This is a genomic window from Mycobacterium sp. 012931, from assembly GCF_000419295.1.
Taxonomy (GTDB): domain Bacteria; phylum Actinomycetota; class Actinomycetes; order Mycobacteriales; family Mycobacteriaceae; genus Mycobacterium; species Mycobacterium marinum.
Map to the genome: position 1 here is coordinate 1465480 of NZ_AOPX01000001.1, position 13087 is coordinate 1478566.

The 13087-nt window shown below is 64.2% G+C and carries 8 protein-coding genes and 3 pseudogenes; 10 read left to right on the top strand and 1 reads right to left on the bottom strand.

All coding sequences use genetic code 11. The features are described from left to right. Nucleotides 1-33: 33 nt before the first annotated feature. From MMSP_RS06640 to MMSP_RS06690, 10 genes and pseudogenes are all read left to right on the top strand, one after another. Nucleotides 34-1578, top strand: coding sequence for an aldehyde dehydrogenase family protein (locus tag MMSP_RS06640; protein ID WP_051153618.1), 1545 nt, complete (start codon nt 34-36; stop codon nt 1576-1578). Next, nucleotides 1575-2779 (top strand): annotated as a pseudogene (locus MMSP_RS25260) (CaiB/BaiF CoA transferase family protein). Before MMSP_RS06640 ends, MMSP_RS25260 begins: the two are co-directional and overlap by 4 nt. A 317-nt stretch (nt 2780-3096) precedes the next feature. Then, complete coding sequence (locus MMSP_RS06655; protein ID WP_020785987.1) at nt 3097-3903, top strand: ABC transporter permease; 807 nt, start codon at nt 3097-3099, stop codon at nt 3901-3903. 42 nt (nt 3904-3945) lie between these two features. After that, entirely contained in the window at nt 3946-4791 is an 846-nt protein-coding gene (locus MMSP_RS06660) for an ABC transporter permease (protein ID WP_036426266.1), read from the top strand. Between the two features lie 19 nt (nt 4792-4810). Next, nucleotides 4811-5992 (top strand): MCE family protein, encoded by a 1182-nt coding sequence (locus tag MMSP_RS06665; RefSeq protein ID WP_020785989.1) that lies wholly within the window; start codon nt 4811-4813, stop codon nt 5990-5992. Continuing rightward, nucleotides 5989-7020 (top strand): MCE family protein, encoded by a 1032-nt coding sequence (locus MMSP_RS06670; RefSeq protein ID WP_020785990.1) that lies wholly within the window; start codon nt 5989-5991, stop codon nt 7018-7020. Before MMSP_RS06665 ends, MMSP_RS06670 begins: the two co-directional genes overlap by 4 nt. Continuing rightward, nucleotides 7013-8095 carry an MCE family protein gene (locus MMSP_RS06675; protein ID WP_036426268.1) on the top strand — a complete coding sequence of 361 codons (1083 nt, stop codon included), beginning with the start codon at nt 7013-7015 and terminating at the stop codon, nt 8093-8095. The genes MMSP_RS06670 and MMSP_RS06675 overlap by 8 nt, the downstream gene beginning before the upstream one ends. Continuing rightward, a pseudogene (locus MMSP_RS06680) lies at nt 8092-9518 on the top strand (MCE family protein). The gene MMSP_RS06675 and the pseudogene MMSP_RS06680 overlap by 4 nt, the downstream one beginning before the upstream one ends. Continuing rightward, nucleotides 9515-10831: an MCE family protein gene (locus MMSP_RS06685; protein ID WP_020785994.1), complete on the top strand. Its 1317-nt coding sequence runs from the start codon at nt 9515-9517 to the stop codon at nt 10829-10831. Before MMSP_RS06680 ends, MMSP_RS06685 begins: the two are co-directional and overlap by 4 nt. Continuing rightward, nucleotides 10832-12463, top strand: a pseudogene (locus MMSP_RS06690) (MCE family protein). It abuts the gene before it with no gap. Nucleotides 12464-12498: 35 nt separating this feature from the next. Here MMSP_RS06690 and MMSP_RS06695 read toward each other — a convergent pair. After that, nucleotides 12499-13002, bottom strand: a complete 504-nt coding sequence (locus MMSP_RS06695; RefSeq protein ID WP_020785997.1) for a hypothetical protein — start codon at nt 13000-13002, stop codon at nt 12499-12501. Nucleotides 13003-13087 lie beyond the last annotated feature (85 nt).

Consider the following 13087-nt stretch of genomic DNA (forward strand, 5'->3'; position numbering starts at 1 on the left):
TTCGTGACTGTCACCACACCAGGGGGCCGCAGAATGTCATCGCAGGACACGGGGCAGACCATCGCGGATGCGCGATCAGGGGTTGCCGAGGCCCCGGCCGCCTCGCGGGCGCAGCGCCGACTGTTGATTGGCGGGCGGCTCATCAGCACCGATCGGACGTTCCCGTCTGTCAATCCCGCCACCGGTGCGGTGCTGGGGTATGCCCCGGATGCCGGCGTCCCCGAAGCCGAGGCGGCGGTTGCGGCGGCCCGGCGCGCCTTTGACACGACCGAGTGGTCGACCGACGTCGAGTTGCGCATCCGGTGCCTGGACCAGCTGCACCGGGCCCTGGTCGACCATGCCGAGGAACTACGGGAGCTCACTATCGCCGAAGTGGGGGCGACCAGCGCGCTGACCCAGGACGCCCAGCTCGACGAACCGATCGGCATCGTGCGCTTTTACGCCGACTTGTTGTCGCGCTACGAGTTCTCCGAAGACCTTGGCGAGAAGGAATCGAGGGGGATGCGCCACCACCGCTGGGTGCAGAAGGAAGCAGCGGGCGTGGTGGCGGCCATCATCGCCTACAACTATCCGAACCAGCTCGCGTTGGCCAAGCTGGCTCCCGCCCTGGCCGCGGGCTGCACGGTGGTGCTCAAAGGCGCGCCGGACACCCCACTGGTCACGTTGGCGCTGGGTGAACTGATCGCCAACCACACCGATATTCCGGCCGGTGTGGTCAACGTGCTCAGCTCGTCAGATCCCGCGGTGGGGGAGGTGCTCACCACCAGCCCCGACGTCGATGTCGTGACCTTCACCGGGTCCACCGCGACCGGCCGGCGAATCATGGCCGCGGCAAGTCAGACGGTCAAGCGGGTCTTCCTGGAGCTAGGTGGCAAGTCGGCGGTGATCATGCTCGACGACGCCGACTTTGCCGGCGCCGCGATGTTCGCGGCCTTCAGCATGGTCACCCACGCGGGTCAGGGCTGCGCGCTGACATCGCGGCTGCTGGTGCCCAGGGCCCTCCACGACGAGATCGTGGAGTTGATCGCGCAGAACTTTGCCAGAGTGCGCCACGGTGACCCGGCTGATCCGAAAACCTATATGGGCCCGCTGATCAACGAACGCCAGCGCGACAAGGTCGACGCGATGGTGGGTCGGGCCGTCGCCGCGGGCGCGACGCTGGTCACCGGCGGCAAACGCCTGGATCCGGGCTTCTTCTATGCGCCCACGCTGCTCACCAATGTCGACCCGGACAGCGAGATCGCTCAAGACGAGGTGTTCGGGCCGGTGCTCGTGGTGATTGCGTTCGACGATGACGACGACGCGGTGCGCATCGCCAATAACTCGATCTACGGACTGGCCGGCGCCGTTTTCAGTCGCGACCAGGAGCGCGCCCTGGCCCTCGCCCGCCGCATCCGCACCGGATCGTTCTCGATCAACGGTGGCAACTACTTCGGCGCAGACAGTCCCTTCGGCGGCTTCAAGCAGTCGGGTGTCGGCCGGGAGATGGGCGTCGCCGGCCTCGAAGAGTTTCTGGAGCGCAAGACTTTCGCGGTGCCCGTGATGCCGGCCGTACCGGCCGGGGAGGCCCGGGCATGAAGCCGTTGGAAGGCATCCGGGTTCTGGAAGTCGCCATGTACGGCTTCGTCCCGTCGGCGGGCGCGGTACTCGCCGAGTGGGGCGCCGACGTGATCAAGGTCGAACACGCGGTGACCGGTGACCCGCAGCGGGGGCTTCGGCAGACCGGCATGTTGCGGGTGGAAGGCGATCCCAACCCCAATATCGAGCATGCCAACCGCGGGAAGCGCAGTCTCGGGCTGGACATGTCGATATCCGAGGGCAAGGAGGTGCTGCACGAGTTAGCGCGTCGGTCAGATGTTTTCCTGACGAGTTTTCTGCCGGGCGCGCGGCGCAAGTTCGGCATCGATCTCGAAGACATTCGGGCCGTGAATCCGTCCATCATCTATGCCCGCGGCAGCGCGCTGGGGCCGCGCGGGGAGGAAGCGACCAAGGGCGGCTACGACATGACGGCCTTCTGGTGCCGGGCCGGAACGGCCGCCACCATCACACCGATGGGCTACCAGGGGAGATCAATCCGCCGGGGCCGGCGTACGGCGACACCATCTCCGGCACCAACCTGGCCGGTGGTATCGCGGCAGCCCTGCTCAAACGGGAACGGACCGGTGAACCGTCGGTTGTCGACGTATCGCTGCTGGGCAGTGGGCTGTGGTCGTTGGGACACACGGTGGCGCTGACCCGCCATCTGGGGCAGCGACTGGAAGCGCCACCACCAGGGATCCACGGATCGCCGATCAACCCTCTGGTCGGGGTGTACGCGACATCGGACGGTCGCCACATTTCGTTGGTGATGATGCAGCCGACCAAGTTCTGGGTCGATGTGTGTCGCCATATCGACCGACCGGACCTAGCCGAGGATCCGCGCTTTGCCACCGTCGAGAAGATCGCCGCCCACACGGCGGATGCGGTGGAGATCTTGACCAAAGCCATCTCAGCCCGCACGCTTGCCGAGTGGAGCGAACGCTTTGCGACGCTCGCGGGACCTTGGGCGCCGGTGCAGGACACCCTGCAAGCGGCCGACGTCGCGCAAGTCCGGGCCAACGAGTATGTGGTTCGCGCAGGCGAACTCGAACTCGTCGCCAACCCAGTGCAATTCGACGTGACCGCGCCGCAGACCGGACCGGCGCCCGGGTTCGCCGAGCAGACCGACGACATCTTGCTGGAACTCGGATTCGACTGGGACCGCATCATCGAACTCAAGACGGCCGGTGCCGTCACCTAGAATCCGGAGCCCACATGCCCAACGCCGCCAACGCCGCCGGTCTACCCGTCTTGTCGGATAACGGTTGTGCGTTTTCGGTTCCACGTGGGCGCGCGATGAGCAATAATCGCCGAACGCGGCAAGACATGGGACTGGGTCGGGTCCGCATCGCTTGCAAGCGCCAACTCACGCAACAGAACGGAGGACTGGCGTGAGGGTGGTAGCCGCTGTACACGGCGAAACGGCATGCCCTCCGGGGCGATCGCAGCTACGGGTCGCCCATATCAACTTGGTACGCAGCGTATTTGGCTGTCCGCTCGGCGAAGGGCCGTGGACCCATGGCGAATAGGGCGGCCGACCGTTGGACCCCGGGCATCACGTTCGGGCGCGGCTCCAAACCAATGCAAGCCGTCGGCGGGCTGTTCGCGATGTCGGCCGACGCCATCAAATTCGCCTTCCGCCGTCCGTTCCAGTGGCGTGAGTTCCTGGAGCAGTCATGGTTTGTCGCGCGCGTGGCCATGCTGCCGACGCTGTTGGTGGCCATCCCATTCACCGTCTTGGTCAGCTTCACCCTCAACATTTTGTTGCGGGAGTTGGGTGCAGCGGATCTGTCCGGCGCCGGTGCCGCGTTCGGAGCGGTCACTCAGGTCGGCCCGCTGGTGACGGTGCTGATCGTGGCGGGTGCCGGTGCCACGGCGATGTGCGCCGATCTGGGTTCACGAACGATCCGCGAAGAGATCGATGCGATGGAGGTTTTGGGCATCAATCCGGTGCAGCGCCTGGTGACGCCGCGGATGCTGGCCTCCGGGCTGGTCGCGCTGCTGCTGAACAGTCTGGTGGTGATCATCGGCATCGTGGGCGGCTACGTCTTCTCGGTATTCGTCCAGGATGTGAACCCCGGCGCATTCGCCGCCGGCATCACGCTGCTGACCGGTGTGCCCGAAGTCATCATCTCCTGCGTCAAGGCGGCGCTTTTCGGTCTGATCGCCGGACTGGTCGCCTGCTACCGCGGCCTGACCATATCCGGCGGCGGAGCCAAGGCCGTCGGAAATGCGGTTAACGAAACGGTGGTCTATGCATTCATGTCGCTCTTCGTCGTCAATGTGGTCGTCACCGCGATCGGCATCCGAATGTTGGCGAAGTAGCTGCGAAGGCCAAGGATCCCAAAGGAGGCGCAAAGACACCCTGTGGCGCTTAGAGCGGTCTATCCGCGTATGACGCGACAACTCGAAAAGCCGGTCGGCACGCTGAGCCGCATCGGTGACCACACACTGTTCTACGGCAAGGCGATTGCTGGCGCTCCTTTTGCGGCCACCCACTACCGGCGGGAGATCATTCGCCTGGTCGCCGAAATCAGCATGGGTGCGGGGACTCTGGCGATGATCGGCGGGACACTGGTGATCGTCGGCTTCCTGACCCTGGCCGCCGGTGGAACCCTGGCCGTTCAGGGCTATAGCTCGTTGGGCAATATCGGCATCGAGGCGCTCACCGGCTTCCTGGCCGCATTCATCAATGTCCGGATTGCCGCGCCCATAGTCGCCGGGATCGGTTTGGCCGCGACCTTCGGCGCCGGTGTCACCGCGCAGCTGGGTGCGATGCGGATCAACGAAGAGATCGACGCACTGGAATCGATGGCGATCCGGCCGGTTTCGTATCTGGTCAGCACCAGGATCGTCGCGGGGATGATGGCGATCACCCCGCTGTATTCCATCGCCGTCATCCTGTCGTTTCTGGCCAGCCAGTTCACCACGGTGATCCTGTTCGGCCAGTCGGGGGGACTGTATCAGCACTACTTCACAACCTTTCTCAACCCGATCGATCTGTTGTGGTCCTTTTTGCAGGCCGTGTTGATGGCGATCACGATCTTGCTGATCCATACCTATTTCGGTTACTTCGCTTCGGGTGGTCCCGCGGGTGTCGGGGTCGCGACCGGCAACGCGGTGCGTACCTCGCTGATCGTGGTGGTATCGGTGACGCTGCTGGTGTCGCTGTCGGTGTACGGCTTCAACGGCAACTTCCACTTGTCGGGTTAGGGGAGGCGAACAAAAGACAATGTCGCGCAACCTCGGTCCCAACCCGATGCACCGTTCGGAAACCGCCAGCGCTGCAACCCCTGTCGCGGCGTCGCCCGGTCGGCACTTTGGCGTCAGCTCCTACGCACGCCCCTTGGCCGGGTTGGCGACGGTATTGGTGATCGCTTTGATCGTGGCCGTCGCGGTGGGCTTGTTCCGCGGTGACTTCACCCAGAGCGTGCCGGTGACCGTGGTCTCGCCCCGTGCCGGGCTGGTGATGAACCCGGACGCCAAGGTGAAGATGCGCGGTGTGGAAGTGGGCAAGGTTGCCGCCATCGATGTGCGGTCCAACGGTGACGCGGTCTTGCACCTGGCGATGGACCCATCGCAGATCAGGCTCATTCCGAGCAATGTGCTCGTCGATATCGCTTCGACAAGCGTCTTCGGCGCCAAGTTCGTCGAACTGGTTCCGCCCGAGCAGCCTTCATCGGAGAGCCTGCAACCTCACCAGGTGCTCGAAGGCAAGCACGTCACCGTGGAAGTCAACACGGTATTCCAACAACTCACATCGCTGTTGTCGGCGATCGATCCGGCCAAGCAAGATCCGAGTCTTCCCGCACTGAGCCACGACCTCGCAGTCCTGCCCGTGGTGAGCAACGCCTACGCGGACGCGGCACAGGATCTTGTCAACACGGCCGAGAACGCGATCAGGATCAGCAAGTCGATCGTCGACGAGCAGCAGAACTTGGACGCGTTCCTGATCAGCTCGATCGGTTTGGCTGACGTGGGCAACGACGTGGTGGGCGGCAACCGGCAGGCGCTGACCGATGTCCTCGATCTATTGGTGCCGACCAGCGATCTGCTCTACGAATACCGCCAAGCGTTGTGGTGCGGCATTTCCGGTTCCCTGGTGAATCTTCATGCCCCGCCACTACCCGAGCCCATGATCAAGGTCTTGGTCTACCTGGGCTTCGGCGCCGAACGCTACCGGTACCCGTCGAACCTGCCCAAGGTGGCCGCCACCGGTGGGCCTCAGTGTTATGACCTGCCCTTGGTGCCCTTCGACAAGGCGCCACCGTTCGTGGTGGCCGATGTCGGCGCCAACCCGATGCAGTACGGCAACCCGCAACTGCTCCTGAACTCCGACGCGCTCAAGCAACTGTTGTACGGCCCGATCGATGGTCCACCACGCAACACCATGCAGATCGGGCAACCCGGATGACCGGCTCACGCGCGATGATCATCAAGTTCGGGGCGTTCGCCGCGGTGATGATCGTGCTGACGGTCTTTCTGTTCTTCATCTTCGGGCAGTACCGAACCGGCTCGACAAACGGTTATTCGGCCCTGTTCAACGACGTTTCACGGCTCAAGCCCGGCGAAACCGTGCGGATCGCCGGAGTCCGGGTGGGCACGGTCAACAGCGTCTCGCTGCGGACAGACAAGAAGGTCCTGGTGAAATTCGATGCTGACCGCAACATCGTGCTCACCACCGGCACCCGCGCCGTGGTGCGCTATCTGAACCTGGTCGGTGACCGCTATCTCGAACTGGTCGATGGCCCTGGCTCCACGAAAACGCTGCCCGCCGGATCACAGATCCCGATTGAGCGCACCGCCGGTGCCCTCGATCTCGATCTGCTCTTGGGCGGACTGAAACCCGTTACCCAGGGACTCAATCCGCAAGACGTCAATGCGCTCAGCGCGTCACTGATTCAGATTTTCCAGGGCGAGGGCTCAACACTGGAATCACTGCTGTCCAAGACGTCTTCGTTCACCAACGCGCTGGCGGACAACAACGAAACGGTGCAGGCGCTGATCGACAATCTCAACGTCGTGGTAGACACCGTCAACAGGGAAGGCACCAAGTTCTCCGGCGCTATCGACCGCCTGGAGCGGTTGATCAGCGCGCTGTCGCAGGACCGCGACACCATCGGTGCCGCGATCACCGCGCTGGACAACGGCACCACATCGATCGCCGATTTGCTTGGCCGCGCCCGCGCGCCGTTGGCCGGCACCGTGGATCAACTGAATCGGTTGGCCCCCTTGCTGGATAAAGACAAGAACCTCATTGATATTTCGCTGCAGAAGTTGCCGGACAACTACCGAAAGCTGACGAGGCTCGGTTCCTACGGCGCCTGGTTCCCGTACTACTTGTGCGGACTAGCGCTGCGGGTCTCCGATCTGCAGTACCGGACGGTGGAAGTGGGCATCACCCACCAGGTCACCGGGAGGTGCGCGGAACCGGCTGCTTAAGTATCGCGGAGCAGGTCTCATCCGGGCCGGATTCATCGGCGCGGTGCTGATAGTGCTGGTCATCGCCGTCGGGCTGAACCCCGAACAGCTGCTACAACGAGCCACCGCCGTGCGCTACCAGGCGCTGTTTTCTGATGCCGGCGGCCTCGCCGTCGGCAACGATGTGACGGTATCGGGTATCAAGGTTGGCACCGTGTCGGGAATGTCGTTGCAGCGTGGCGATGTTCTGGTGACATTCATCGTCAACGGCGGTGTTGAGCTCGGGGCAGACAGCACCGCGCACATCAGGACGGGCTCGCTGCTAGGCCGGCGGGTGCTCACCGTTGAATCCGCGGGCGGCCACACGCTGCGTCCGATGGCTGTGATCCCGGTATCGCGCACATCATCGCCCTATTCGCTGTCGGAAGCCGTCAGCGACGCGGCGACCGACATCGCCGGCACCAACACCGATGCGCTCAACCAGTCCCTTGACACCTTGTCGGAGACGCTGAATCAGATTGCGCCGCAGCTGGGCCCCTCGTTCGACGGGCTGACCAGACTGTCGCAAGCCCTCAACGGCCGCAACCAGACGCTGGGCGAGCTGCTCAAAGGAGCCGCTGACGTCACCGGCATCCTGTCGCAACGCAGTCAGCAGCTCAACACGCTGATCCTCAACGCCGATGACCTGCTGTCCATGCTGGTGGCCCGGCGGCAAGCGATTGTGCGGCTGCTGGCCAGCACATCTGCGGTGGCCAAACAGCTGTCGGGGTTGGTCCACGACAACGAAAGCAAGCTCGCACCGACACTGGAGCGGCTGAACGCCGTGACCGCGATGCTGGAGAAGAACCGGGACAACCTCGCCAAGGCGTTGCCGGGACTGGCAAAGTACGAGCTGACCCAAGGGGAGACCGTCTCCAGCGGCTTCTACTACAACCCGTTCATCCCAAACTTGTTCACAATTCAATTCTTCCAGTGGTTCATCGACTATGCGTTCGGCTTCCGTGCCCACGGTGCCCCCGGTCAGCCGCCGGACAATGCCGGGCCGCGTGCCTTGTTCCCCTTCCCCTTCAACCAAAACCCGGGTGGGTCGCGATGATGCGGCTCGAAGGCGCTGCGCGCAGCAAGGTCAAAGCTGTGCTTGCGGTGGCCCTGGTCGGGCTAGTCGTCGTTGGTACCGGAGTTGCGCTGCGCAACAACTTCTTTCGTCCCACCACGATCACCGCCTATTTCCCCACCGCCACCGCGATCTATCCCGGCGATGATGTGCGCGTCTCGGGCATGAAGGTCGGCACCGTCGCCGCTATCCGCCCCGACGGGACCAAAGCGAAGATGATTCTGCACGTCGACCACAACGTGCAGATTCCGGCGGACGCGAAAGCGGTGATCGTCGCCCAGAACCTGGTGGCTGCCCGCTATGTCCAGCTCACCCCGGCCTACCGGTCGAGCGGCCCCGTCATGGCTGACGGCGCCCTGATACCGCTCGAGCGCACGGCGGTACCCGTCGAATGGGACGAGGTGAAAGACCAACTGATGCGCCTGGCCACCGAGTTGGGGCCCAACAGCAAGGTTTCCAGCCCATCGATATCGCGGTTCATCGACAGCGCCGCCGACGCGCTGGGCAACGGCAACGGCGACAAGCTACGCCAGACGCTGGCCGAACTGTCCGGGGTGGGGCGCATCCTGGCCAACGGCAGCGGAAACATCGTCGACATCATCAAGAACCTGCAGACGTTTATTGGGGCCCTGCGGGACAGCAACGTTCAGATTGTCCAATTCAACGATCGGCTGGCCTCGCTCACCAGCGTGCTCGACGACAACAAGTCCGACTTGGACGCGGCGTTGACCGACCTGTCCAGCGCGGTCGGCGAGGTGCAGCGATTCATCGCGGGCAGTCGTGATGCGACCGCCGAGCAGATCACGCGGTTGGCCGACCTCACGCAGATTCTGGTCGATAACAAGATGGCGCTGAAAAACGTCTGCACGTCACGCCGAACGCGCTTGCCAACGCCTACAACGACTACGACCCGGATGTCGGGAATGTGCGAGGCGGGGTCGGGATCCAGAACCTCACCAACCCGGTGTTCTCCATCTGCTCACAACTCGGCGCCATGGAGAACGTCACGTCGGTCGAGTCGGGCAAGCTGTGCGGCCTGTATCTGAGCCCGGCGTTGAAGGTGTTCAACCCGTTGATGTACTTCAACTTCAACTATTTCCCGATTCCGATCAACCCGATCCTGGCCCCGGCCTTCGACCTGCAAAACGTCGTGTACACCGAGTAGCGGCTGGCCCCCGGCGGCGAGGGGCCGAAGCCCATAGCGCCCGAGTTGCCGCCCGCGGTGTCGGCCTACACCGGGCTGCCGGGCGACACTCCGGAGGCGCCACCGCCCCCGCCGCCGCCGGCGCGGATACCGGGGGCCGCGATGCCGGAGCCGCCGCCGCCGAGCGTGCCGGCCGAACCGTCGCCGCCCCCGGCGAACTTATCGGACATGCTGCTTCCGGCGGAAGGGCCGCAGCCATGACGGCGTCAACCGCGACGCCGGCGCTACGGCGGCTGTTCGTCATCGGATGCTGCGTCATGCTGGCGGTGACCGGATGCGCGTTCAACGGGCTCAACTCGTTGCCGTTGCCGTTGCCGTTGCCGTTGCCGTTGCCGTTGCCGTTGCCGTTGCCGTTGCCGTTGCCGTTGCCGTTGCCGTTGCCGTTGCCGTTGCCGGGTGCGGTGGGGCGTGGGCCGGGAGCCAGCGTCTACCACGTTGAGATCGCCAACGTGGGCACCCTGGAAGCAAATTCGCCGGTGATGCTCAACGACGTCATCGTCGGCAGCATCAGCAAGATGACGGTGCGGGGTTGGCACGCCGACGTGGAGATCTCGGTACGGCGCGGAGCGGTGATCCCGGACAATGCGGTGGCTAGCGTCGGCCAGACCAGCCTACTGGGATCCATGCACCTGGCCTTGAATTCGCCGTTAGGCCAGGTGTCTGACCAACGGCTGCTACCGGGCTCCACCATCCCGCTGAGTCGGTCGTCGACCTATCCGTCGACCGAGCAGACGTTGTCCTCGCTGTCGGTGATCCTCAACGCCGGTGGGCTGGGGCAAATCGGGGACATCATTCACAATTTCACCGCGGCGCTATCCGGGCGTACCAGTGATATTCGTGATCTGCTGGTGCGTCTGGACAGATTCGTCGGCACATTCGACGAGCAGCGCGACAACCTGGTGGCGTCGATCCAGGCACTGAATCGGCTCGCCGGTACGCTGGCCGGCCAGCGCGAGGTGATCACCCAGGCGCTGCAGAAGATTCCGCCGGCGCTGGATGTTCTCATCCGGGAGCGGCCGCGGATCACGGCGGCGCTCGACAAGCTCGGGACGTTCAGCGACACCGCCACCAGACTGGTCAACGACGCCGGATCCGACTTGGTGCAGAACCTGCAGAACCTGGGGCCGACGATAAGTGCTCTTGCCGACATCGGACCGGACCTCGACGCCGCCATCGCCTACGCGCCGACGTTCCCGTTCACCCAGGGCTTCATCGATCGCTATATCCGGGGCGACTACGTCAACGGCTACTTCATCATCGACTTGACGAATGCGGGGCTGCGCAAGAGCATCCTGCTGGGTACGCACTGGGGCCGGTTGGGCGCCGAGGGCGTACCGGCTCCGGGGGATCCGGAATACCTGCAGTTCAAGTTCGGAGCTCCGATACCGCCTGGCCCGCCACCGGCGGACGCGCCACCGCCCGGGGACCCCGCGCCCGGCCCCCCGCCCGATTCGGCGGTTCCGATTCCGGGCGCGACTCCGGCCGAGGCCGCGCCGACGGACGGGGGTCCCTAGATGTTGACCCGGTTCGTGCGCATCCAGTTGGCGATCTTCGCGATTGCGGGAATGGTAGGTGTGGTGGTGATGGCGGTCTGGTACATCCAGGCCCCGACGCTGCTCGGTATCGGCAAAATGACTGTGACGCTGGAACTGCCGGCCACCGGTGGCCTCTATCGCTTCAGCAACGTGACCTACCGTGGCGTGCAGATCGGCAAGGTCACCGCGCTTGGCCTGACCTCCAGCGGCGCGAAAGCCACTCTGGCTCTGGATGCTTCGCCGAAGATCCCGGCGGATCTGAAAGCCGAGGTGCGCAGCATCTCGGCGGTGGGCGAGTACTACGTGGATCTGCGTCCCCGAACCGACTCCCCGCCCTACTTGCATGATGGCTCGGTGATCGCCAGGGACCGCGCCGTGATTGGCCAGCCGATTGGCCCGGTGCTCGATCAGACCAGCGCCCTGATCAACAGCATTCCCAAGGGTAAGCTCAGCACGTTGCTCGACGAGTCGTTCAACGCATTCAACGGGGCCGGTTACGATTTCGGATCGCTGTTCGACTCTTCAGCACAGCTGTCGGGTGACCTCAATGGCATCGCCGATCGTACCCGGACCCTCACCGAAGACAGCGGGCCATTTCTGGACGCGCAGGCGCAAACCACCGATTCAATTCGGTTGTGGGCACGCAGCCTTGCCGGGGTCAGCGGCCAGCTGGCCACCAACGACCCGCAGATACGCACCCTGTTGGAGCGCGGCCCGGGTGCCTTCAACGAGGCATCAAAATTGCTGGATCAGATTAAGCCGACGCTGCCGGTGCTACTTGCCAATCTGACCACTGTCGGTCAGATCGCGGTGACCTACCATGCCTCGGTCGAACAGATCCTGGTGCTGCTGCCGCCGTTCACCGCCGCGATTCAGTCTTTCCTGGGCACCAAGAGCCCGGTCGGCTTGGCCACTGGTGCGTTCAACCTCATCATCAGCGATCCGCCCGCGTGCACGGTCGGCTTCCTGCCGCCGAGTCAGTGGCGTAACCCGGCCGACACCACCATCGTTGACACCCCGGACGGGCTGTACTGCAAATTGCCGCAGGACTCCCCCATCGGAGTGCGCGGCGCCCGCAACTACCCGTGTATGGGTCAGCCCGGAAAGCGGGCGCCGACCGTCGAAATCTGCGAGAGCGACCAACCATTCGAGCCACTGGCGATGCGCCAGCACATCTTCGGTACCTAGCCGTTGGATCCCAACCTGATCGCGCAGGGGATCCCGCCCGACGACCGGGCCAACTGGAACCGCGAGAGAATCTTCGGTCCCGTGGAGGGCACGCCGCTGCCTCCGGGCGTGGGCCCGCCGGAGGAAACGGTGATGCCGCCGGGACCGCTGGGCCCGCCATCACCGATGGGGGAGGTTTCGCCGATTGCGCCCATCGACGTGCCGTCCACCCCGCCTCCCGCACCCATCGACGTGCCGTCGGCTGCACCGAGCGGACTCGGCCGGGCTGCGGCACGGCCCGGCCCATCCGTGGCTTTTGCCCAATACGACCCGCACACCGGTAGTTACGTCGCCCCCGATGGTCAGGTGTACCGCCAGACGGATCTGATTGTTCCCGACACGCCCAAAGCGCCCAGAACGTGGAAGGACATGCTTCCCACCTGAAGTCCGTTGCGCGGCTTAGCCGCCGGGCACGCCGGTCAGCCGATCTTGTCCAGGCGGAACGGCTGTTCGACATACAGCGGGGCGTTATTGCCGCACGCGCCGCTGGGGCCGGTGGTCTTCTCGCGACCGGCCAGAACCGGCGAACCAAGTTGGGTTTCACCGGTGTCGGGGTTGGCGGGATAGAAGTAGATGACATCGTGGCCGGTGAAACTTGTTCCGTCGGGACACGTTTCCCAATTCGGCAGGTCTTGTTTGACGGTCCACAATTGGCCGTCATGCATGGTCAGCGGTGCGGTCCAGCCCTGATCGCTGGTGACCTGGCCACTGCAATCCTGGGCGGTGCTGCATGAATAGGTGATGGTCCAGGTGCTGCGTACCACCGGCTCGTCGTGATAGACGGTATTGGTTCTGGCCCAGTCACCGATCACCGTGGCGGTATAAGTGCCATTGATGGCGGGATCGTAGGCCCATGCCGAAGGTGCCGAACCCACGCCGCCGAGTATCAGTGTTGCGCTTATCGCTACGCCCATGGAACGCATCACTTGCTCCTCGATGCGCTATTTCGCCGATTTCGAGTGAGATTCAAAGACTAACACCGTACGTGCATCCGACGGTATGGCAGAG